The sequence below is a fragment of the Arthrobacter sp. SDTb3-6 genome (assembly GCF_013376095.1).
Taxonomy (GTDB): domain Bacteria; phylum Actinomycetota; class Actinomycetes; order Actinomycetales; family Micrococcaceae; genus Specibacter.
This window is the reverse complement of record NZ_JAAMFN010000020.1, coordinates 46,661-70,240: the sequence shown is the minus strand read 5'-3', so window position 1 is coordinate 70,240 and position 23,580 is coordinate 46,661. Positions and strand designations below refer to the sequence as shown.

The window sequence follows — 23,580 nt, the reverse complement described above, 5'->3', positions numbered from 1 at the left end:
CATGAGTCTTGCCCAGGAAATTAACCGTGTTGTTGCCCCGTTTGAGGTCATTAGCGACTTCCAGCCGGCCGGCGACCAGCCGGCGGCCATCAAGGAGCTCACCGAGCGCATCACCAACGGCGAGAAGGACATCGTGCTGCTGGGCGCCACTGGTACCGGAAAGTCCGCCACCGCGGCCTGGCTCATCGAGCAGGTGCAGCGGCCCACCCTGGTCCTGGTGCAGAACAAGACGTTGGCCGCCCAGCTGGCCAATGAGTTCCGTGAGCTGCTGCCGAACAACGCCGTGGAATATTTCGTCTCCTATTACGACTACTACCAGCCGGAAGCGTACGTGCCGCAGTCGGACACGTTCATTGAAAAGGACTCCTCGGTCAATGAGGAGGTCGAACGGCTGCGGCACTCCGCTACGAACGCGCTGCTGACCCGGCGCGACGTGGTGGTGGTGGCGACGGTGTCGTGCATTTACGGCCTGGGCACCCCGGAGGAGTATGTTTCCGGCATGGTCACCTTGACCCGCGGCGCCACCATGAACCGGGACGACCTGCTGCGCAAGTTCGTCAGCATGCAGTATGCCCGCAACGACATTGACTTCCACCGCGGCACGTTCCGCGTACGCGGGGACACCGTTGAAATCATTCCCATGTATGAGGAACAGGCGCTGCGCATTGAGTTCTTCGGCGACGAAATTGAAAACATCTACACCCTCCACCCGCTGACCGGCGAGGTCATCCGGGAGGAGACCGAAATGTACGTCTTCCCGGCGTCGCACTACGTGGCCGGGCCCGAGCGCATGGCCCGGGCCACCCGGGCGATCGAGGAGGAGCTGGCCGCCCGGACCAAGGAACTGGAGAGCCAAAACAAGCTGCTGGAGGCCCAGCGGCTGCGCATGCGCACCACCTATGACCTGGAAATGATGGAGCAGATGGGGTTCTGCAACGGCATCGAAAACTATTCGCGGCACATCGACGGCCGCGGGCCGGGCACCGCGCCGCACTGCCTGCTGGACTACTTCCCCGACGACTTCCTGCTTGTCATCGACGAATCCCATGTCACCGTCCCCCAGATCGGGGCCATGTACGAAGGTGACATGTCCCGCAAGCGCACCTTGGTGGACCACGGCTTCCGGCTGCCCTCCGCCATGGACAACCGGCCGTTGAAGTGGGACGAGTTCCTGGAGCGGGTCGGCCAGACCGTCTACCTTTCCGCCACGCCCGGCAAGTATGAGCTGGGGAAGTCGGACGGCTATGTGCAGCAGATCATCCGGCCCACCGGCCTGATCGACCCGGAAATCATCGTCAAGCCGTCCAAGGACCAGATCAACGACCTGCTGGGCGAAATCCGGGAGCGGTCCGCCAAGAACGAGCGCGTGCTGGTCACCACGCTCACCAAGCGCATGGCCGAGGACCTCACCGACTACCTGCTGGGCAACGGCATCAAGGTCCAGTACCTGCACTCCGATGTCGACACCCTTCGCCGGGTGGAACTCCTCCGCGAACTGCGGATGGGCGTCTTTGACGTGCTCGTGGGCATCAATCTGCTCCGCGAGGGCCTGGACCTGCCGGAAGTGTCGCTGGTCAGCATCCTTGACGCGGACAAGGAAGGATTCCTGCGCTCCGGGACATCCCTGATCCAGACCATCGGCCGTGCCGCCCGCAACGTCTCCGGGCAGGTGCACATGTATGCGGACCGCATCACCGACTCCATGCAGTTCGCCATTGACGAGACCAACCGGCGCCGGGAAATACAGGTCGCCTACAACACCGGGCACGGCATCGACCCGCAGCCGCTGCGCAAGAAGATCGCCGACATCACCGACCAGCTGGCGCGCGAGGATGCGGACACTGCCGCGCTGTTGCAGGAGGCCCGGACCAAGCGCGAAACCGCCAAGAAGTCAGTGCGCCGCGACGGCCTGGCCGCCCGGCCCGCCGGCGAGCTGGTGGACCTGATCGAGGACCTCACGGCCCAGATGCACGGTGCGGCGGGCGACCTCCACTTCGAGCTGGCCGCCCGGCTGCGGGACGAGGTCGCCGAGCTGAAGAAGGAATTGCGCCAGATGCGCGAAGCGGGCCACGCGTGACCAACGACCCCGCCGGCTGGGACCACCCCGGGCCTGCACCGGCGGCAACCACGAGATTCGGCTAGCCCCGGACCATGCCCAGCAGCTGGGCGAAAATCCCTTCCCCGTCGTCGGCAATGCCGTCGTGGTGGAAGTCGGACGTTTCCCACACCTGCAGGCCCTGCACGGCGGCGGCCGTGGCCAGGGAGATGCCGTGGTCCACGTAAATGTCGTCCGTGTAGACGGCGGCGGCGGCGGGCACCGTGTTGCGGCCCAGCTGCGCCAGGTCGTAGAGCGGGCCCCAGCCTGCCGTGCGGGCCGCCAGCAGCCCGGCCACCTCGCGCAGCGGTGCCAGGGCGGGGTCCTGCTCGAAGTACCACGGGTACACCGCCTCCCCCGTCAGCAGCGGTTCCTCCGCATCCGGGTGGAATTCCGGGTGCGCGGCCAGGACCCGGGCCGCGGCCCAGTTGCTGGCTTCGCCCTGGACGTAGATGGACTCGTGCATCAGGGCGTACAGGGGGTTGGCGGCGCGGCTGACCTGGGCCGAGACCTGGGCGAGGAATCCGTCTGACAGGCGGTCGCCGTCAGGGGTGGGGACAAACGCGTCCTCGAGCAGGTAGTGCAGGGCGTCGATGCGCGTGTTGCCGCCAAAGTAGTTGCCCAGCATCTGGACGCGCTCCGGGGTGAGGCGTTCGCCCGTGGGCAGGCATTCCGCAACGCAGGCCACATGGCGCATGATCCGGGTGACCTGGGCCCGGTCCTGCGGGTAGCGGGCAAAGTACTCGGTGTTGCGGGCCGTGAGCCGGGCGAACGTGGCCTCGTAGACCTGGTCGGCCGGGCCCGCCAGCGGCCCCAGCCCGCCCGTGATGAGCACTTCCTTCAGGCCTTCGGGCGCCATGGACAGGTACGTCAGGGCACAGAAGCCGCCATAGCTCTGGCCGAAGACGGACCACGGGCCCGAGCCCAGCGCGGCCCGGATGAGTTCGGCGTCGGCCACGATGTCGGTGGCGCGGAAATGTGCCAGGTAGTCCGCCTGCGCCGCGGCACCGCCCACGAGCGGCAGCGTCTGCCGGGACGCCGGGGTGGACAGGCCGGTGCCGCGCTGGTCCAGCATGAGCACCCGGAAGTTCTTGGACGCCTCGCGCAGCCAGCCGGTCAGGCCCAGCGGGCGGTTGCCCCGCCCGCCCGGGCCGCCCTGCAGGAACAGCAGCCAGGGCAGGTTGGCCGCTTCCAGGGCCGGGTCATAGATCTCGCGGGCAAACAGCCTTATCGAGGGGCCGGAGGGATCGGCATGGTCCAGCGGTGCGTCAAACCAGTGGTCGCGCAATGCGGCGCCACGGACCAGGTAGCTGCCGGCGGCACTCATGCGCGGGCCTGCGCGTCCGCCAGGCCGCCCCCGGCCGCTTTGTCCAAGGCCGCGGTGTCCGCAGCACCGAAGGAGCCCAGGGCGCCGCCGTCGAGCCGGAACACGTGCCAGCCGTCCATGGGGACCGCCCCCAGGGAACGGTAAAAGTTGATGGACGGCTCGTTCCAGTCCAGCACGCTCCACTCGACCCGGGCGTAGCCGCGTTCGACGGCGATCCCCGCCAACGTTTGCAGCAGCGCCTTGCCGTGGCCGCCGCCGCGCGCCTCGGGCCGTACATACAGGTCCTCGAGGTGGATGCCGTGGGTGCCTTCCCATGTGGAATAGTTCAGGAACCACAGCGCGAAGCCGAGAATGGGCCCGCCGGCCACCGGGTTCCCCACCACGTGGGCGTATACCTGGGGGTTGTCGCCAAAGAGGTGCGCGTGCAGGCTTTCCGCGGTGTTGACCACGGCGTCCGGCTCCTTTTCGTACACGGCAAGGTCATGGATCATGCCCAGGATGGCGGGAACGTCGGCTGGGGTGGCTGTGCGAATCAAACTCATGGAATGAGCTTATCGGGTGCCGCGGCCCGCTGCGCCGCGCCCTGCCGCGGGCCGGGAATGCACAGCTGCCGTGCAGGAATCCTGCACGAACCCTTGACAAGACACACATCCATTCCATAGGACAGGAAGTGGGGGAACAACCGTCTAGGCATTCAACCATTGAAAGCGGGACAACCATGGCCACGGGAAATTCGGCTGCTGCAAGCAGCCCCGGAAACAAGAGCCAGGTGCGCAAGGCGGCCATCGCCAGCACCATCGGTACTACCATCGAATGGTACGACTACTTCCTTTACGGTGCGGCGGCAGCCCTCGTGTTTCCACACGTGTTCTTCCCGCACATGTCGCCCTACCTGGGCCTGATCGCCTCCTTTGCCTCCTACTTTGTGGGCTTCGTGGCCCGGCCCATCGGTGCCGCGATCTTCGGGCACTGGGGTGACCGGATCGGGCGCAAGGCGATGCTGATCACCACACTGCTGATGATGGGGCTGTCCACGGCGCTCATCGGCGTCCTTCCCGGGGCGGGCTCCTGGGGCGACGCCGCACCGGCCATCCTGATCCTGCTGCGCGTCCTGCAGGGCATTGCCGTCGGCGGCGAGTGGGGCGGCTCCATCCTGCTCTCCATGGAGTGGGGCAACCAAAAGCGCCGCGGGCTCATGGCCAGCTGGCCCCAGCTCGGCGTGGCCATCGGCATCATCCTCTCCACCGGGCTCATGGCGATCTTCAACGGCATCATGGGCACCGACGCGTTCATCGCCTGGGGCTGGCGCATCCCGTTCCTGCTCAGCCTGGTGCTGGTGGCGATCGGCCTCTACATCAGGATCAAGATCATGGAAACGCCCATGTTCGCCGAGGTGGTCAGGACCAACAAGACCCGGAAGGCCCCCGTTCTGGAGGTCATCCGGCGGTACCCGAAGGAGATCGTGCTTTCGGCGCTGCTGCGCATGTCCGAACAGATGCCGTTCTACATTGTGACCGCCTTTGTGCTGTCCTACCTGACCAACAAGGACCACCACTACAGCTACAACTTCGTCCTGATCGGCACCATGGTGGCGGCGGCGCTGGAACTGTTCTTCGTGCCCTACTTCGGGCACCTCTCCGACAAGAAGAACCGGCTGCGGATCTACCAGCTCGGCGCTGCCATCACTGGCGTCTGGGGCTTTGTCTACTTCGGCCTGCTGGACAGCGGCGTGGCCTGGCTGGTGTTCATCGCCTTGTCCGTGGCACTGGTGCCGCACGCCATGCAGTACGGCCCGCAGGCGTCCATCATCGCCGAAAACTTCCCCACCGAGCTGCGGTACACCGGTGCCGGGCTCGGCTACCAGCTGGCCTCCATTGTGGCCGGCGGTCCGGCAGCCTTGATTGCCACCGTCCTGCTGCACAACTTCGGCACCGGCTATGCGGTCTCCGTGTACATGCTCGTCTCGGCCCTGATCACCATTGCGGCCTCGCTGGGCCTGAAGGACCACTCCAAGTCGGACATTGCCGACTCGGGCACTTACACGCCACGCGTGGGGAAGGTGGGGACGGACCGGAAGGCTACATCCGGCTGAAGTCCGCCAGCGCCACGACCGCGGCACCCGCCCCGTTCGACGCTGCAAGGTCCACCGTGGCCGTCATGGACCAGTCATGGTTTCCGTCCGGGTCGGCCAGCACCTGGCGCACCGTCCACTGCTCCGGGCCTTCGGTGATCTGCAGCAGCGCCGGACCGCGGGCGGCCGGGCCGGACTCGATGTATTCGTGTTCATCCCAGTAGGCGTCCAGGGCGTCGGCCCAGCGGTCGGCGTCCCAGCCGTGCCCGCCGTCGAGCTCGCCCAGCGCCTCAAAGTCGTCGTCGGCGGCGAGCTCGACGCGGCGGAACATCTCATTGCGCACCATGACCCGGAAGGCGCGGTGGTTGTCCGTCAGCTTCGGCGGCACGGGGGGCACGGCAAATTCTGCCGCCAGCGCCTCCTCCGGCTCGCCGCCGGTCATCTTCTCCCATTCATCGAGCAGACTGGAGTCCACCTGCCGGACCAGCTCGCCGAGCCAGGAGATGATGTCCTCCAGGTCCTCGCGCAGCGCGTCCTGCGGGACGGTCTGGCGCAGGGCCTTGTAGGCGTCGGTGAGGTAGCGCAGCACAATGCCTTCGGAGCGGGCCAGCGAGTAGTACTGGACGTATTCGCCAAAGTTCATGGCCCGCTCGTACAGGTCGCGGATGATCGACTTGGGGCTGAGCTCAAAGTCACCCACCCACGGCGCGGCCTTGCGGTACACCTCAAAGGCGGCGAACAGCATCTCTGCCAGCGGCATGGGGTAGGTGACCTCGTCGAGGATCGCCATGCGCTCGTCGTACTCGATGCCTTCGGCCTTCATGGCGGCCACCTTCTCGGTCCGTTCACGCTTGAGCTGGGCGCTGAGGATCTGGCGCGGCTTCTCCAGGGTCGATTCAATGACGGAAATGACATCGAGGGCGTAGCTGGGCGATACGGGGTCCAGCAGCTCCAGCGCGGCCAGGGCGAAGGGCGAGAGCGGCTGGTTCAGGGCAAAGTTCATCTGCAGGTGGGTGGTGAGCCGCACGGTGCGCCCGTCAGCCTCCAGCTCGTCCTCCGGGATGCGCTCCACGATGCCTGCGCCAAGCAGCTCGCGGTAGATGCCCAGGGCCTTGCGGATCAGCTTGCGCTGGGCGGAGGGGGACTCGTGGTTTTCAGTGAGCAGCTTCCGGGCCGCCTGGAAGGGGTCGCCCGGGCGCTCCAGCAGGTTCAGCAGCATGGCGTGCGTGATGGTGAAGCTGGAGGTCAGCGGTTCCGGCACGGATTCGCTAAGCCGGATGAACGTGGGCTCGCCCCAGCTGACAAACCCCTGTTGGGGCTTTTTCTTCACCACCTGGCGCAGCTTCCTCGCGTCGTCACCAAACTTTGCCACGGCCTTGGCCATGGCCTTGGTGTTTTCGATGACGTGCTCCGGGGCCTGGACCATCACGGTGCCGGCCGTGTCGTAGCCGGCCCGCCCGGCCCGCCCGGCAATCTGCTGGAACTCACGCACCTGCAAAACGCGGGTGCGCACGCCGTCGTACTTGCTCAGGGCCGTCAGCAGCACGGTGCGGATGGGCACGTTGATGCCCACGCCCAGGGTGTCCGTGCCACAGATGACCTTCAGCAGCCCCGCCTGTGCGAGCTGCTCCACGAGCCGGCGGTACTTGGGCAGCATGCCGGCGTGGTGGACGCCGATCCCGTGGCGCACCAGCCGGTTGAGCGTCTTGCCGAAGCCGGCGGAAAAGCGGAAGCCGGCGACCAGTTCGGCGATCCTGTCCTTTTCCTCCCGCGTGCAAACGTTGATGCTCATCAGGTTCTGGGCGCGGTCGATGGCCTCGGCCTGGCTGAAGTGCACCACGTAGACGGGGACCTGCTTGGTGGCCAGCAGTTCCTCGAGCGTCTCGTGGACACCGGTGGTCACGTAGTAGTAGTGCAGCGGGATGGGGCGCACGGCGGAGGAGACGGTGGTGGTGGTCCGGCGGGTCAGCTCCGTGAGCTCGCGCTCGAAGCGGCTGACATCGCCCAGGGTGGCGCTCATGAGCAGGAACTGCGACTGCGGCAGCTCCAGCAGCGGCACCTGCCAGGCCCAGCCGCGCTGCGGGTCGGAGTAGTAGTGGAACTCGTCCATGATGACCACGCCCACGTCGGCGTGTTCGCCTTCGCGCAGCGCAATGTTGGCCAGGATTTCCGCCGTGCAGCACACGATCGGCGCGTCCTGGTTCACGGAGGAGTCGCCCGTGACCATGCCCACGTTCTCGGCCCCGAAGACCTCGCACAGGGCGAAGAATTTTTCCGAGACGAGTGCCTTGATGGGGGCGGTGTAGTAGCTGGAGGCGCCGCGGGCCATGGCGTTGAAGTGTGCGGCGATGGCCACGAGGGACTTGCCGGATCCGGTGGGGGTCGAGAGGATCACGTTGTTGCCGCTGACCAGCTCGATGGCGGCGTCCTCCTGGGCCGGGTAGAGCTCCAGGCCCCGGTCCATGGTCCATTCCAAAAAGGCCTCCAGGACGTCGTCGTCGCTGGATATTTGGGGGTCAAGGCCGGAGAGCTGTTCAAGAAGGTTCATGGTTCCCCCAGTCTACGGGCGGGTGCTGTGGCAGGATAACGCCATGGGAACAAAGCAGCTTGCCTGGGATCCGGCCAAGTATGTGGAATTCGGCGACTTCCGCAACCGCCCGTTCTTCGACCTCACCGCCCGCATCACGGCGGACGCACCGCGGCACGTGGTGGACCTGGGCTGCGGGCCCGGGAACCTGACCGCCACCCTGGCCCGCCGCTGGCCCGGGGCCAGCGTGCAGGGCCTGGACAGCTCGCCGGAGATGGTGGCGGCCGCGCAGGGCGGCGGGACCGGGCACGACGCCGGCAACAGGCGTCCGGCAAACCTCGCCTTTGCGCTGGGCGACATTGGGCAGTGGGCCCCGGGGCCCGGCACCGACGTGGTTGTCTCCAACGCCGCGCTCCAGTGGGTGCCGGGGCACCAGGGACTCATCTCGGGGTGGCTCGGCGCCCTGGCCTCAGGGGCGTGGCTGGGTGTCCAGGTGCCCGGGAACTTCAACTCGCCGTCGCACGCCCTGATGCGCGAGGTGGCCGGTTCGGTCCGTTGGCGCAAGCAGCTTGACGGGGTGTTGCGGCACGCCGACACCGTCGGGGAGCCGGGGGAGTACCACGAACTGCTGCTGCGCGGCGGGGCGCGGGCCGATGTCTGGGAAACCACCTACAGCCAGCTGCTGCCCGGCGACCACCCCGTCCTGGACTGGGTCCGGGGCACCGGGCTGCGCCCCGTGCTCCAGGCACTCGGGCATGCGGAGGGGGAAGCGTTTGAAGCCGAATACTCAGCGCTGCTGGACCAGGCCTACCCGGCGGCGGAGTTCGGCACCATCTTCCCGTTCCGGCGGATTTTTGTGGTGGGACAAAAACGATGAAAGGGACCCGACATGGCTGAGCTGGAGGCGTTTCCGCAGGACTGGCAGACGGCACTGGTGGTGGTGGCCCACCCCGACGACCCCGAATATGGCATGGCGGCCGCCGTGGCGGAATGGACGGCAGGCGGCCGGGAGGTCCACTACCTGCTGGCCACGCACGGCGAGGCGGGCATCGCCGGGCTGCCCCCGGAACAGGCCGGCCCGCTGCGGGTGCAGGAGCAGCAAAACGCCTGCCAGCGCGTGGGCGTGGCCAGCCTGGCGTTCCTGGACCACCCCGACGGCAGGGTCCAGGAAAGCCTGGTGCTGCGGCGCGAGATTGCGGGGCACATCCGCCGCGTGAAGCCCGAACTGGTGCTCACGCTCAACCACCGCGACGAATGGGGCCCGGGCCGCTGGAACAGCGCCGACCACCGTGCCCTGGGCCGCAGCGTGCTCGACGCCGTGTCCGACGCCGACAACGAATGGATCTTCCCGGAACTGCTGGCCGAGGGACTGGCCCGGCACAGGGCTGCCCGCGTGGCCATCAGCTCGCCGCGGCCCACCCATGCGCAGCCGGTCAGCGCCAGCAGCATTGAACGGGCCGTGGCCTCCCTGGCCGAACACGCCGAATACCTCAAGGCGCTCAGTCCGGAGCCGGCGGGGGAGCAGGCACGGCGGCAGGTGGAGATGGTGGTCCAGGGCGGGGCGGTGCGGTTCGAACTGTACGGCTAGCAGTACGGCCGGCCACGGGCGCGGCACCTCCCCGGCCGGCCCCTCCGCGAAGGGGGGAATCAGCCCAGAGAAAACAGCCCTGACAACTCGCACGGGGCAGGAGTAGCTTTTTATCAAGGTGTTCTTCTGTGCGTCCGCCGCCGGCACCCCGAGGAGGAAACGTGCTGTACCGGTTGATTGCGCGAAACCTGGCGCCGCACAAGGTTCCACTCATTTCAGTGGTGGTGCTGCAGTTCCTGTCCACCCTGGGAACCCTCTACCTGCCCACGCTGAATGCGGACATCATTGACAACGGCGTGGTCAAGGGCAACATCGGCGTCATATTCGGCCTGGGCGGGTGGATGCTGCTGATCACGGCCGGGCAGGTGTTGTGCGCCATCACGGCCACCTTTCTCAGCGCCCGGCTGGCCATGGGTGTGGGCCGGGCTGTGCGCCGTGACCTGTTCACCACGGTCGAGACGTTTTCCGCCCAGGAAATGGGCGCCATCGGCACCCCGTCACTGATCACGCGCACCACCAATGACGTCCAGCAGGTGCAGATGCTGACGCTGATGTCCTTCACGCTGATGGTCACCGCTCCCATCATGTGCATCGGCGGGATCATCCTTGCCATGAAGCAGGACGTGCCGCTGTCCGGGCTGCTGCTGGTCATCCTGCCGGTCCTGGTCGTGGCGATCGGGCTGATTGTGCGGGTGCTGGTCCCCACCTTCCGCAAGGTCCAGCACCAGCTGGACGACATCAACGGCGTGCTGCGCGAACAGATCACCGGCATCAGCGTCATCCGGGCCTTTGTGCGCCGCGACTACGAGGCCGGCCGCTTTGCCACCGCCAACGGCGCCCTGACGGCATCGCAGCTGCGCGCCGGCCGGCTGCTGTCCCTGATGTTCCCCACCATCTTCTTCGTCGTCAACGTCACCAGCGTGGGCGTGCTGTGGTTTGGCGGCCAGCGGATCGACGCCGGGCACATGCAGATCGGTGCGCTGACGGCGTTCCTGAGCTACATCATGCAGATCCTCATGGCAGTCATGATGGCCATGTTCATGTTCATGATGATCCCGCGTGCCGCCGTCTCCGCCGAACGCATCCAGGAGGTCCTGGACACCCGTCCCTCCGTGGTGGACACCCCTGGTGCGCTGGCCGTGGCCCGGCTCGAGGGCCGGCTCTCGGTCCGCGGTGCCACGTTCAAGTACCCCGGCGCAGAGGACCCCGTGCTCTCCGGCGTCAGCTTTGACGCGGCCCCGGGCACCACGACGGCGGTCATCGGCTCCACGGGCAGCGGCAAATCGACGTTGGTGAACCTCATACCGCGGCTCCTTGATGCCACGGAAGGCAGCATTGTCCTGGGCGGGCACGACATCCGCGCCGTGACGCTGCAATCCCTGCGCAGCGCCATCGGCCTCGTCCCGCAAAAGGCCTACCTGTTCCGCGGCACCGTGGCCACGAACCTGCGCATGGGCGGGCCGGACGCCACCGATGGGGAACTGTGGGCGGCCCTCGAGGTGGCCCAGGCCGCCGAGTTTGTCCGGTCCCTGCCGGACGGGCTGGATGCAGCCGTCGAACAAGGGGGCGGCAACTTCTCCGGCGGCCAGCGCCAGCGCCTGTGCATTGCCCGGGCCATCGTCAGCAAACCGTCGCTGTACGTCTTTGATGACAGCTTCTCCGCCCTGGACTACGCCACGGACGCGAAACTGCGCGCGGCCCTGAAGCCGGTCACCACCCACGCCGCCGTGCTGGTGGTGGCGCAGCGGGTGGGCACCATCCGGCATGCGGACAACATCCTGGTCCTGGATGAAGGGAAGCTCGTGGGGCAGGGAACGCATGGGGAGCTGCTGGAAAGCTGCCCCACGTACCAGGAAATTGTCACCTCGCAGCTGACCGATGAAGACAGGGAGACCGCGGCATGAGCATGATGAGGGGCCGGGGCGCACCGCCGCAAAAGCCCATGGCCTTCGGGCCCAGCCTCAAGCGCATCCTGCGCCTGCTCGCGGTGGACCGGCTGCGGATGGTGTGGGTGGTGGTGCTGGCGGCGGTGTCCGTGGGCCTGTCCGTCGTGGCGCCCAAGGTGCTCGGCCACGCCACCGACATCATTTTCAACGGCGTGGTGGGCCAAATGCTTGACCGCTTCCCGAAAGGCACCACCAAGGACCAGGCCGTGGCTGCGTTGCGCGCGGCGGGGCAGGGCCAGCTGGCGGACATGCTCTCGGGCATGAACGTGGTGCCCGGCCAGGGCCTGGACCTGAACGCCCTGGGCGCCGTGCTGCTCATCGTCCTGGCCCTGTACATTGCCGCCTTTTTCTTCAACTGGTCCCAGGGCTACATCACCACGGGCATTGTCCAGCGCGCCATGTACCGGCTGCGCCGCCAGATCGAGGACAAGCTGGACCGCCTGCCGATGTCCCACTTCCAGCAGGAGTCCCGCGGCGACGTGCTGTCCCGGGTCACCAACGACATTGACAACTTTTCCCAGACGCTCAACCAGACCCTGACGCAGCTGCTCATCGCCGGGCTGACGGTGGTGGGCGTGCTGGGCATGATGTTCTCCATCTCCCCGCTGCTGGCCGTCATTTCCCTCGTGACAGTGCCCCTCATCGCCGGCCTGACCGTGGTGATTGCCAAGCGGTCCCGTGTGCAGTTCATGGTGCAGTGGAAGTCCACCGGCGACCTCAACGGCCACGTGGAGGAGATGTTCACGGGCCATGAGATCGTCAAGGCGTTCGGCCGGCAGGAAGCGGCCATTGAAAAGTTCCAGGTCTCCAACGACGAGCTGTACACCTCCAGCGCCAAGGCCCAGTTCATCTCCGGCATCATCATGCCCAGCATGAACTTTGTCTCCAACCTCAATTACGTGGTGGTGGCGGTGCTCGGCGGCATCCAGGTGGCCTCCGGGGTCATCACGATCGGCAGCGTCCAGGCGTTCATCCAGTACTCCCGCCAGTTCAGCCAACCCATGGCGCAGATCGGCAGCATGATCAACCTGCTCCAGTCCGGCGTGGCCTCGGCCGAGCGCGTCTTTGAGCTGATCGACGCGCCGGAGCAGCGCCCGGACCACGTCCCGGCCGCCACCCTGCCGGTCGTGGCAGGCCGGGTGGTCTTTGACCATGTCAACTTCAGCTACAAGCCGGACGAACCCCTCATCCGCGACCTCTCCCTGGCGGCGGAGCCGGGGGAGACCGTGGCCATCGTCGGGCCGACGGGCGCCGGCAAGACCACGCTGGTCAACCTGCTCATGCGCTTCTATGAGATTGATTCCGGGCGGATCAGCATTGACGGCGTCAACACCGCAGAACTCACCCGCGATGAGCTGCGCCGCAAGTTCGGCATGGTGCTCCAGGACGCCTGGCTTTTTGGCGGGACCATCCGCGAAAACCTGGCGTATGGCAAGCTCGACGCAACGGAGGCGGAGATCACCGCCGCCGCGGAGGCCACGCACGTGGACCACTTTGTCCGCTCCCTCCCGGACGGCTATGACACCGTTCTCACGGACGACGGCGGCGGCCTGAGCCAGGGGCAGCGGCAGCTGATGACGATTGCCCGGGCCTGGATCGCCAACCCCGGAATCCTGATCCTGGACGAGGCCACCAGTTCCGTGGACACCCGCACCGAGGTGCTGATCCGCCAGGCCATGAACCGCCTGCGCAAGGGCCGGACCAGCTTTGTGATCGCCCACCGGCTGTCCACCATCCGCGACGCGGACCTCATCCTGGTCATGAACGACGGGCGCATCATCGAGCAGGGCACGCACGAACAACTGCTGGAGCAGCACACCTTCTACTACGATTTGTACATGTCACAATTTGGCGATCCCCTGGTGGAGGAAGTGGGCACGGCGTGAACGCCATGGACGCCATTGTGCGCAAGTGGAAACTGGACACCACCTCCTCGGTGCCGCCCTATGAACAGATCAGGATGCGCATCCTGGACCTGGCCGCCTCCGGCGCCCTGGCCGTCGGTGCCAGGCTGCCGTCGGTGCGCTCGCTCGCCACGATCCTCGGGGTGGCGGCCAACACCGTGGCCCGTTCGTACCGCGAGCTCGAACAGGCCGGCATCGTGGTGACGGCCGGCCGCAGCGGCACCGCCATCGCCTCCGGCGGGGACGTGCTCGGCGCCAAGGCGGCGGAAGCGGCGGAGGCCTATGCCGGCGTCGTGCGTGACCTCGGCATCCCCGGCCCCAAGGCCCTGGCGATTGTCATTGCCGCGCTGGAGCGCGGCTCCCGGCACTAGTCGCAAAGGCGTCGCCGGAAAGCCTGTTCGAGAAGCCTTGTTCGAACGAAGATTCGACTATACTGTTACGTGGTGCCACCGCAGCACCGCGTTGCCGGCACCTGTCCGGACGCCGCGAAAAGCGAAGGAAACAATGTACCAGCCTGCCACCGTGACCCCGGAAATCAAGCGTCCCGACCTCTCCCGCCTCGTGGTGAAGGGCGCCCGGGAACACAACCTGCGCAACGTCGACCTGGACCTGCCGCGTGACGCCATGATCGTCTTTACCGGCCTGTCCGGCTCCGGCAAGTCCTCCCTGGCCTTTGACACCATCTTCGCCGAGGGCCAGCGCCGCTACGTGGAATCCCTCTCCGCCTACGCCCGGCAGTTCCTGGGCCAGGTGGACAAACCGGATGTGGATTTCATCGAGGGCCTGTCCCCGGCCGTGTCCATCGACCAAAAGTCGACGTCAAAAAATCCGCGCTCCACCGTCGGCACCATCACCGAAATTTATGACTACATGCGCCTGCTGTGGGCGCGCGTGGGCATCCCGCACTGCCCCGTGTGCGGCGAGCCCATCACCAAGCAGACACCCCAGCAGATCGTGGACCAGCTGCTGGAAATGCCCGAGGGCACCCGCTTCCAGGTGCTGGCCCCCGTGGTGCGCGACCGCAAGGGTGAGTTTGTGGAGCTGTTCCGCGAGCTGACGGCAAAGGGCTATTCGCGCGCCAAGGTGGACGGCGTGCAGGTCCAGCTCTCCGACCCGCCCCAGCTGAAGAAGACCTTCAAGCACACCATCGAGGTGGTGGTGGACCGGCTGGTGGTCAAGGACGGGATCCGCCAGCGACTCACCGACTCCGTCGAAACGGCGCTCGGCCTGGCCGAGGGCCGGGTCCTGGCCGAGCTGGTGGACCTCGGGGAGTCCGAGGACGGGCGCGTGCGGCAATTCTCGGAGAACCTCGCCTGCCCCAACGAACACCCCCTGGCCATTGACGAAATTGAGCCGCGCTCCTTTTCCTTCAACAACCCGTTCGGCGCCTGCAGCGCCTGCAGCGGCATCGGCACCAAGCTGGAGGTGGACGAGGAACTGGTGGTCCCCAACCCCTACCTCTCGCTGCGCGAAGGCGCCATCGCCCCGTGGTCGCTGGGCACGGCCACCACCGAATACTGGAACCGGCTCCTGGAAGGGCTCGCCGATGAGCTGGGCTTCTCCCTCGAGGACTCCTGGAACAAGCTCAGCACCGAATCCCGCCAGGCCATCCTCTACGGCAAGGACCACAAGGTGGTGGTCCAGTACCGGAACCGCTTTGGCCGCGAACGCAAGTACAGCACCGGCTTTGAGGGCGCCGTGCAGTACATCCAGCGCAAGCACCAGGAGACGGAGTCGGACTCCGCCCGCGACCGCTACGAAGAGTACATGCGCCAGATTCCGTGCCCGGCCTGTGGCGGTGCCCGGCTGAACCCGGCGTCGCTGTCCGTGTTGATCAACGGCAAGTCCATCGCCGAGACCTGCGCCCTGTCCATGCGCGACTGCTTCGAATTCCTCTCCACCCTGGTGCTGACGGGCCGCGAGGCACAAATCGCCAGCCAGGTCCTGAAGGAGATCCAGGCCCGGCTGAAGTTCCTGCTCGACGTGGGTCTGGAGTACCTGAACCTGGAGCGGGCTTCCGCCACCCTCTCCGGCGGCGAGGCCCAGCGCATCCGGCTGGCCACCCAGATCGGATCCGGCCTGGTCGGCGTGCTGTATGTGCTTGACGAACCGTCCATCGGGCTGCACCAACGCGACAACCGGCGGCTCATCGAGACGTTGACGCGGCTGCGGGACCTGGGCAACACGCTCATTGTGGTCGAACACGACGAGGACACCATCAACGAGGCCGACTGGATCGTGGACATCGGCCCCGGGGCCGGCGAGCACGGCGGCCGTGTGGTCCACTCCGGCTCCGTGGCGGGACTGCTGGAAAACACCGGGTCGCTGACGGGGGACTACCTCTCCGGGCGCAAGAACATCCCGGTGCCGGCCAAGCGGCGTAAACACGACAAGGCACGCCAGCTGAAGGTGGTGGGCGCCCGCGAAAACAACCTCCGAAACCTCGACGTCGCCTTTCCCCTGGGCGTCATGACGGCCGTCACCGGCGTCAGCGGTTCCGGCAAGTCCACCCTGGTCAATGAGATCCTGTACAAGGTCCTTGCGAACAAGCTCAACGGCGCCAAGCAGGTGGCCGGGCGCCACCTGCGCGTGGACGGACTGGAGCACCTGGACAAGGTGGTCCATGTCGACCAGAGCCCCATTGGCCGTACCCCGCGCTCCAACCCCGCCACGTACACCGGCGTCTTTGACAACATCCGCAAGCTGTTCGCCGAAACCAACGAAGCCAAGGTCCGCGGCTACCAGCCGGGCCGCTTCTCCTTCAACGTCAAGGGCGGGCGCTGCGAGGCCTGCGCCGGCGACGGCACGCTGAAGATCGAAATGAACTTCCTGCCGGACGTCTACGTCCCCTGCGAGGTGTGCCACGGGGCCCGCTACAACAGGGAGACCCTGGAGGTCCACTACAAGGGCAAGTCCATCGCCGACGTGCTAAACATGCCCATTGAGGAGGGCGCGGAGTTCTTCGCCGCGTTCACCCCCATCGCCCGGCACCTGCGCACCCTGGTCGACGTGGGGCTCGGCTACGTCCGCCTGGGCCAGGCCTCCACGACGCTCTCCGGCGGGGAAGCGCAGCGCGTGAAGCTGGCCGCGGAACTGCAAAAGCGCTCCAACGGGCGCAGCATCTACGTCCTGGACGAGCCGACCACGGGTCTGCACTTCGAGGACATCCGCAAGCTGCTGCTGGTCCTGCAGGGCCTGGTGGACAAGGGCAACACGGTGATCGTGATTGAACACAACCTGGACGTCATCAAGAGTGCCGACTGGATCGTGGACCTGGGCCCGGACGGCGGCACCGGCGGCGGCCAGCTGGTGGCCCAGGGCACCCCGGAGAAGGTGGCCAAGAGCACCGAAAGCTACACTGCGACGTTCCTGCGGGAGGCACTGGCCGGCTGACGGCCGGCGCAGGGAAGTCCAGCCCCGGCCGGGCGTACATGCCCGCCGGGGCATGCTTGTCCGGCAGGGCGGGCGGCACATGAGAAAATGGGCGGGTGACTACTGCCCAACCCGCGCTGGCTGCCGGCCGGCCCGTTCCCGACGCCCCCGGCGGCGCTGCCGTCCATGAAGCTGTCTCTTATGATGCTGTTGTCTTTGACCTTGACGGGACCCTGGTGGACCCGGCTGGCGGCATCACCGGCGGGATCGCCCACGCCCTGCACAGCCTGGGCCTGCCGGTTCCCGCCCCGGAAATGCTCGACCGGATGGTTGGACCCAAGCTGGCCGACGGGCTGGTCAACATTTTGGGCGTCCCGGAACCGCAGGTCCCCGCGGTGATCGCCAGCTACCGCAGCTGGTACGCCGAACGCGGCATGGCGATGTCGGCCGTGTATCCCGGCATCAAGGAACTGCTCGGGCTGCTGCGCGCCCGGGGCGCGCAGCTTGCCGTCGCCACCCAAAAACCGGAGCCGCTGGCGCAAACCCTGCTGGCGCACCACGGGCTCGCGGGATGCTTTGACGTCATCCGGGGCTCGCACGCCGACGAGACCCTCATGCCCGGCGACGCCGGCTACCGTGCCGGCAAGGCAGAGATCATTGCCGCAGCCCTTGACGCAATGCCCGGCGCGGACCGGGCCGTCATGGTGGGGGACCGGCACCAGGACGTCAACGGGGCCCGCGCCAACGGCCTGGACTGCATCGGCGTCGCCTGGGGCTTCGCCCCCGACGGTGAGCTGGAAGCGGCAGGGGCCGCCGGCGTCGTGCATTCCACGGAGGGGCTGCTGCAGGCGCTGGCGGCGGAACCGGCCCGAGCAGCCGGGGAGGCCGCCGATGGCGCTGTATGACCTCACCCGCGCCCTGACCCGCGGCACCATCGCCGGCTTGTGCCACCCCACGGTGGAGGGGCTGAAGAACGTCCCCGCCGACGGGCCGTTCATCGTGGCGCCGAACCACCTGTCCTTTTTTGACTCGGTCATCGTCCAGGCCCTGACGCCGCGGCCGGTGTCATTTTTTGCCAAGGCCGAGTACTTCACCGGCAAGGGCCTCAAGGGCAGGCTCATGAAGCAGTTCTTCGAGGCCGTGCACTCCATTCCGGTGGAACGCGGCGAACAGGCGGCCAGCGTGCAGGCCCTGAAGACCCTGCTGGACATCCTGGGCCGCGGCGAAGGCGTCGGGATCTACCCGGAGGGCACGCGCTCCCGCGACGGCGTCCTGTACCGCGGCCGCACCGGGGTGGGCTGGCTGGCCCTGACCACGGGCGCCCCCGTGGTGCCGGTGGGGCTCATCGGCACCGAAAAGCTGCAGCCGGCCGGCCGGAACACCGTCAAGCCGGCCCCGTTCACCTTGAAGTTCGGCACGCCCCTCAGCTTTGAAAAGACCGGCCCGGACCATTCCCTGCCGGCCCGCCGCGCCGTCACCGACACCATCATGGACGCCATCGCCGCACTGACAGGGCAGGCCCGCAGCTCCAAGTACAACCAGAGCCCCGGCACGGAGTAGTCGTGGCAGATCCTTCCAGCTACCGGCCCAAGCCCGGGGAGATCCCCACCAACCCCGGCGTGTACAGGTTCCGGGATGAACACGGCCGCATCATCTATGTGGGCAAGGCCAAGAACCTCCGCTCGCGGCTGAACTCATACTTCGCCAATCCGGCCGGCCTGCTGCCCAAGACCCACGCCATGGTCCACCATGCCGCCAGCGTGCAGTGGACCACGGTGGGCAGCGAGCTGGAAGCCCTGCAGCTGGAATACACCTGGATCAAGGAATTCGCGCCCCGGTACAACCTGGCCTTCCGGGACGACAAGACCTACCCGTACCTGGCAGTGTCCATGGGGGAGAAGTTCCCGCGCGTGCAGGTCATGCGCGGTGAACGGCGCAAGGGCACCAAGTACTTCGGCCCCTACACTGCGGGGGCCATCAGGGAAACCATGGACACCCTGCTGCGTGTCTTCCCCGTGCGCAGCTGCAGCCCCGGCGTGCTGCGGCGCGCCGAACGCAGCGGGCGCCCCTGCCTGCTCGGCTACATCGACAAGTGCGCCGCACCCTGCGTGGGCCGCATCAGCGAGGAGGACCACCGGGCGCTCGCCCAGGACTTCTGCGACTTCATGGGCGGGGAGGCCAAGCGCTTCATCAGCCGCCTGGAGAAGGAGATGCAGGCCGCCGTCGCCACGCTCGACTACGAGCAGGCAGCCCGGCTGCGCGACGACATCATCGCCTTGAAGAAGGTGTTTGAACGCAACGCCGTGGTGTTGGCGGAAGACACCAATGCCGACATCTTCGCCGTCGAACAGGACGAGCTGGAGGCCGCCGTGCAGGTGTTTTACGTCCGCGGCGGGCGCATCCGCGGCCAGCGCGGCTGGGTCGTGGAAAAGGTGGAGGACGCCACCGACGCCGACCTCTGGGAACACCTCATGCAGCAGGTCTACGGGGCCGGGGACCAGCAGCAGGACGCCATCCCGCGCCAAATCCTGGTGCCCGAGCTGCCGGCCAACCACCTGGACCTGGCGCAGTGGCTGGGCGGGCTGCGCCACGGCAAGGTGGAGATCAAGGTGCCCCAGCGGGGGGAAAAGGCAGCGCTCATGGACACGGTCCGGCAAAATGCCCGGCAGGCCATGGCGCTGCACAAGTCCCGCCGGGCGGGGGACCTCACCACCCGCTCCCTGGCACTCGCCGAGCTGCAGGAGGCACTGGACCTGCCCATGCCGCTGCTGCGGATCGAATGCTATGACATTTCCCACGTGCAGGGCACCAACGTGGTGGCCTCCATGGTCGTCGTGGAGGACGGGCTGGCCAAGAAGGGCGAATACCGCAAGTTCGCCATCACCGGCGACGCCGCCATCGACGACACCGCCTCGATGCACGACGTCATCACCCGCCGCTTCCGCAACTACCTGGCCGAGCAGGGGGAGCGGGCCCAGGCCGTGCCGGCCTCGGGGGACATCTCCGCCGCCGACGCCGCGCCCGAGGCGGCCCGCAAGTTTGCCTACCCGCCCAACCTGGTGGTGGTCGACGGCGGCGTGCCCCAGGTCAACGCCGCCTCCCGCGCACTGGCAGAACTGGGCATCACCGACGTTGCCGTCGTCGGGCTGGCCAAGCGCCTGGAGGAGGTCTGGGTGCCGGACAGCGACTTCCCGGTCATCCTGCCCCGGTCCTCCGAGGGGCTCTACCTGCTCCAGCGCATCCGCGACGAGGCCCACCGCTTCGCCATCACCTTCCACCGGGCCAAGCGCGGCAAGGCCATGACGGCCTCCGCGCTGGATGCCGTCCCGGGCCTGGGCGCGGCGAAGCAAAAGGCGCTCCTGGGCCACTTCGGCTCCCTCAAAAAGGTGCGGGCCGCGTCCGTGGACGAACTGGCCCAGGCCCCGGGGATCGGCCCCGTGCTGGCGCAGGCGGTCCATGACACCCTGGCCGCCGGGGGCCAGGGTGAGGCCGCGCCCGCCGTCAACATGGCCACCGGGGAAATCCTCGACTGACCCGGCCGCGGACCGGCTGGGGGACGGCTCCGGGACGCCCCGGGGACCACTGCGGGACAGCCGCGGGGCCGTCCCCGCCCGGCTCCGGGATTCCGGGCCGGCGGGAAATTCCTCTAGGCTTGCAGGTAGCAAAGCCGGACGCCCTGCCGCGCAGGAAGCGGCGTCCACACCACCGATTCCAAGGGAGCGCCATGCCAGGGCACCAAGATCCAGCAACCGCTGAACGTCCGCTGACCCCGGTCAAGCCGGTCGAACCGGAGCTGTTGGTGGTCACCGGAATGTCGGGGGCCGGGCGCAGCACGGCAGCCAACGCCCTCGAGGACCTGGGCTGGTACGTCATCGAAAACCTGCCCCCGCAAATGCTCGCAGCCCTGTCCGAGCTGGTCTCACGCATGCCCGGTGCCCTGCCGAAACTGGCCGTGGTGGTTGACGTGCGCGGCAAGGCCCTCTTTGCCGACATCCGCGAATCGCTCAACGCGCTCTCCGCCGCGGGTGTGGCCTACCGGGTGCTGTTCCTGGACGCGAGCGACGAGACGCTGGTGCGCCGGTTTGAGCTGGCCCGCCGCCCCCACCCCCTGCAGAAGGACGGGCGCATCCTGGACGGCATTGGCGCCGAACGACAGCTGCTGGCCGAGATGAAGTCGCAGGCGGAGATGGTGCTGGACACCTCCGTGCTGAACGTGCACGAACTCGGCGCGGCCGTCACGGAGCTGTTCTCCGAATCCGGCCCCGTGGTCCTGGCCCTGACCATCATGAGCTTCGGCTTCAAGTACGGGCTGCCCGTGGACGCCAACTACGTCGCCGACGTCCGCTTCATCCCCAACCCGCACTGGGTCCCGCAGCTGCGCCCCCTCACGGGCGAGGACAAGGCGGTGAGCGACTTTGTGCTCAAGGACCATGGTGCCGCCGACTTTGTGCAACGCTACGTGCACGCCCTGGAACCCGTGCTGGAGGGGTACCGCCGGGAAAACAAGCACTACGCCACCATCGCCGTCGGCTGCACGGGCGGCAAGCACCGCTCCGTGGCCGTGGCGATCGAGCTGGCCAGGCGCCTGAGCCAGTACCCGCGGGTCACCACCAGCATCAGGCACCGCGACCTGGGCCGGGAGTAACGGTGTACACGGGTATTTTGCCGGTGGTCCCGGCCGGCGGCGGGCGCCTGCCCGCCTTCGAATCCGGCGTGCAGGTCACCGCACTGGGCGGCGGCCACGGCCTGGCCGCGTCCCTGTCCGCCTTGCGCCTGCTGACGAGCAACCTCACCGCCGTCGTGACCGTGGCGGACGACGGCGGTTCCTCCGGCCGCCTGCGCGACGAGCTCGGCGTCCTCCCGCCGGGCGACCTGCGCATGGCCCTGGCCGCGCTCTGCGACGACACCGACTGGGGCCGCACCTGGCGCGACGTCATGCAGCACCGCTTCACCTCCCGCAACGGCACGGCCGGTTCATTGGACAACCACGCCCTCGGCAACCTGCTGATCGTGACCCTGTGGGAACTGCTGGGGGACACCGTGGCAGGACTGCGCTGGGCCGGCGCCCTGCTGGGCGCCCGCGGCGAGGTGCTGCCCATGGCCAGTGTGCCGCTGACCATCGAAGGCCGCGTGGTGGCCGCGACCGACGCCACACACCCGGACGGCACCGTCATCCGCGGCCAGGCCCATCTGGCCAAGGCCGGGGGGCTGGACAACGTCCGGCTGCTGCCCGAGGACGCCCCCGCCTGCGTCGAGGCCGTCACGGCCATCCACGAGGCCGACTGGGTGGTGCTGGGGCCCGGTTCCTGGTACACCTCCGTGCTGCCCCACCTGCTCCTGCCGGAGATGCGCCGGGCGCTGTGCACCACCAAGGCCAGGCGCCTGTTGACCATGAACCTGGACGTCAACGACCTGGAAGCCACCGGACTGGATGCGGCGGACCACCTGCGGGTCATTTCCCGCTATGCGCCTGGCTTCGGAGTTGACGTGGTGCTGGCGGACCCGTCCGGCATTGCCGATGTGGCGGGGTTCACCGAGGCGGCCGCGATGCTGGGCGCCGAGGTGGTGTTCGGTAAGGTGGGGAGCTCCGCAAGGACCTCCGTCCACGACCCGCTGCGGCTGGCCGCGGCATACCGGGACATTTTTGGGGACAACTGGAATTCGAAAGTGAAGGGCTGAACCATGGCGCTGACAGCGGCGGTCAAAGAGGAACTGTCCAGGCTGGACATCAAGAAGTCCTCTGTGCGCAAGGCGGAAGTTTCGGCGCTGCTGCGCTTCGCCGGGGGACTGCACATCATTTCCGGGCGGATTGTGATCGAGGCGGAGGTGGACTCCGCCGCCACGGCCCGCCGCCTGCGGGCGGCCATCGCGGAAATCTACGGCCACCAAAGCGAAATCATTGTGGTCTCCGGCGGCGGGCTGCGCCGCGGCAGCCGCTACGTGGTCCGGGTGGTCCGCGACGGGGAGGCCCTGGCGCGCCAGACGGGCCTGCTCGACGGCCGGGGACGGCCGGTGCGCGGGCTCCCGTCCGTCGTCGTCAACGGCTCCGCGGCCGACGCCGAAGCGGTGTGGCGCGGCGCGTTCCTGGCCCATGGCTCACTGACCGAGCCCGGCCGCTCCTCCGCACTGGAGGTCACCTGCCCCGGCCCCGAGGCCGCCCTGGCCCTGGTGGGCGCGGCCCGCCGCATCGACATTGCCGCCAAGGCCCGTGAAGTGCGCGGGATCGACAGGGTGGTGATCCGCGACGGCGACACCATCGCCGCACTGCTGGTCCGCATGGGTGCCCACGAAACCCTGCTGGTCTGGGAGGAACGGCGCATGCGCAAGGAGGTCCGGGCCACCGCCAACCGGCTGGCGAACTTTGACGACGCCAACCTGCGGCGCTCGGCCCAGGCTGCCGTGGCCGCCGGCGCCCGTGTGGACCGGGCCCTGGAAATCCTCGGCGACGACGTCCCCGACCACCTCAAGTACGCCGGCGAACTGCGTGTGGCCCACAAGCAGGCCAGCCTGGATGAGCTGGGCCGCCTGGCCGACCCGCCACTGACGAAGGACGCCATCGCCGGGCGCATCCGCCGTCTGCTGGCCATGGCGGACAAAAAGGCGCTGGAAACAGGCATCCCCGGCACGGAGTCAAATGTCACGTTCGACATGTTGGAATCCTAAACGTGCCTAGTATGGAAGAGTAGAAACATAACCGGCACCACAGTGGTTATGCAGTTTGCACGGGGTTGGAAAACCCGGTGCCAACCC

At 67.7% G+C, this 23,580-nt stretch carries 17 protein-coding genes; 14 read left to right on the top strand and 3 right to left on the bottom strand.

Annotated elements, in window-relative coordinates; translation table 11 throughout:
• Position 1 precedes the first annotated feature (1 nt).
• Positions 2-2,077 carry an excinuclease ABC subunit UvrB gene (gene uvrB, locus G6035_RS11350; RefSeq protein ID WP_176617198.1) on the top strand — a complete coding sequence of 692 codons (2,076 nt, stop codon included), beginning with the start codon at positions 2-4 and terminating at the stop codon, positions 2,075-2,077.
• Between the two features lie 61 nt (positions 2,078-2,138).
• On the opposite strand, the gene G6035_RS11345 is transcribed toward uvrB, so the two are convergent.
• Together G6035_RS11345 and G6035_RS11340 are read right to left on the bottom strand one after the other, a co-directional pair.
• Positions 2,139-3,422, bottom strand: coding sequence for an alpha/beta fold hydrolase (locus G6035_RS11345; RefSeq protein ID WP_176617197.1), 1,284 nt, complete (start codon positions 3,420-3,422; stop codon positions 2,139-2,141).
• Positions 3,419-3,964 carry a GNAT family N-acetyltransferase gene (locus G6035_RS11340; protein WP_176617196.1) on the bottom strand — a complete coding sequence of 182 codons (546 nt, stop codon included), beginning with the start codon at positions 3,962-3,964 and terminating at the stop codon, positions 3,419-3,421. The genes G6035_RS11345 and G6035_RS11340 overlap by 4 nt, the downstream gene beginning before the upstream one ends.
• A gap of 176 nt (positions 3,965-4,140) precedes the next feature.
• Here G6035_RS11340 and G6035_RS11335 point away from each other — a divergent pair, with 176 nt between their 5' ends.
• Positions 4,141-5,514, top strand: a complete 1,374-nt coding sequence (locus tag G6035_RS11335; RefSeq protein WP_176617195.1) for an MFS transporter — start codon at positions 4,141-4,143, stop codon at positions 5,512-5,514.
• Here the strand turns inward: G6035_RS11335 and G6035_RS11330 are convergent.
• Positions 5,501-8,041: an RNA helicase gene (locus G6035_RS11330; protein WP_176617194.1), complete on the bottom strand. Its 2,541-nt coding sequence runs from the start codon at positions 8,039-8,041 to the stop codon at positions 5,501-5,503. The two genes, G6035_RS11335 and G6035_RS11330, sit on opposite strands and share 14 nt — an antisense overlap.
• Before the next feature lie 43 nt (positions 8,042-8,084).
• On the opposite strand from G6035_RS11330, the gene G6035_RS11325 reads away from it, so the two are divergent.
• The 12 genes from G6035_RS11325 (at position 8,085) to whiA (ending at position 23,493) form a co-directional block, all read left to right on the top strand.
• Positions 8,085-8,897 (top strand): trans-aconitate 2-methyltransferase, encoded by an 813-nt coding sequence (locus G6035_RS11325; protein WP_176617193.1) that lies wholly within the window; start codon positions 8,085-8,087, stop codon positions 8,895-8,897.
• Between the two features lie 12 nt (positions 8,898-8,909).
• Complete coding sequence (locus G6035_RS11320; RefSeq protein WP_218063129.1) at positions 8,910-9,608, top strand: PIG-L deacetylase family protein; 699 nt, start codon at positions 8,910-8,912, stop codon at positions 9,606-9,608.
• 161 nt (positions 9,609-9,769) lie between these two features.
• Complete coding sequence (locus G6035_RS11315; RefSeq protein WP_176617192.1) at positions 9,770-11,512, top strand: ABC transporter ATP-binding protein; 1,743 nt, start codon at positions 9,770-9,772, stop codon at positions 11,510-11,512.
• Positions 11,509-13,440, top strand: a complete 1,932-nt coding sequence (locus G6035_RS11310; RefSeq protein ID WP_176617191.1) for an ABC transporter ATP-binding protein — start codon at positions 11,509-11,511, stop codon at positions 13,438-13,440. Before G6035_RS11315 ends, G6035_RS11310 begins: the two co-directional genes overlap by 4 nt.
• 5 nt (positions 13,441-13,445) lie before the next feature.
• Entirely contained in the window at positions 13,446-13,829 is a 384-nt protein-coding gene (locus G6035_RS11305; RefSeq protein WP_176617218.1) for a GntR family transcriptional regulator, read from the top strand.
• A gap of 133 nt (positions 13,830-13,962) precedes the next feature.
• Positions 13,963-16,851: an excinuclease ABC subunit UvrA gene (gene uvrA, locus G6035_RS11300; protein ID WP_176617190.1), complete on the top strand. Its 2,889-nt coding sequence runs from the start codon at positions 13,963-13,965 to the stop codon at positions 16,849-16,851.
• A 95-nt stretch (positions 16,852-16,946) separates the two neighbouring features.
• Positions 16,947-17,735: an HAD hydrolase-like protein gene (locus G6035_RS11295; RefSeq protein WP_256883631.1), complete on the top strand. Its 789-nt coding sequence runs from the start codon at positions 16,947-16,949 to the stop codon at positions 17,733-17,735.
• Entirely contained in the window at positions 17,722-18,390 is a 669-nt protein-coding gene (locus tag G6035_RS11290; RefSeq protein WP_176617189.1) for a 1-acyl-sn-glycerol-3-phosphate acyltransferase, read from the top strand. Before G6035_RS11295 ends, G6035_RS11290 begins: the two co-directional genes overlap by 14 nt.
• A 2-nt stretch (positions 18,391-18,392) precedes the next feature.
• On the top strand, positions 18,393-20,363 hold the full coding sequence (gene uvrC, locus G6035_RS11285; protein ID WP_176617188.1) for an excinuclease ABC subunit UvrC: 1,971 nt from the start codon (positions 18,393-18,395) through the stop codon (positions 20,361-20,363).
• 191 nt (positions 20,364-20,554) lie between these two features.
• Entirely contained in the window at positions 20,555-21,475 is a 921-nt protein-coding gene (gene rapZ / locus G6035_RS11280; RefSeq protein ID WP_176617187.1) for an RNase adapter RapZ, read from the top strand.
• Between the two features lie 2 nt (positions 21,476-21,477).
• On the top strand, positions 21,478-22,509 hold the full coding sequence (gene yvcK, locus G6035_RS11275) for a uridine diphosphate-N-acetylglucosamine-binding protein YvcK (RefSeq protein ID WP_176617186.1): 1,032 nt from the start codon (positions 21,478-21,480) through the stop codon (positions 22,507-22,509).
• Positions 22,510-22,512: 3 nt separating this feature from the next.
• The gene (whiA, locus tag G6035_RS11270; RefSeq protein WP_176617185.1) at positions 22,513-23,493 is read left to right on the top strand and encodes a DNA-binding protein WhiA; all 981 of its coding nucleotides are present in this window, start codon (positions 22,513-22,515) and stop codon (positions 23,491-23,493) included.
• Positions 23,494-23,580: the final 87 nt, after the last annotated feature.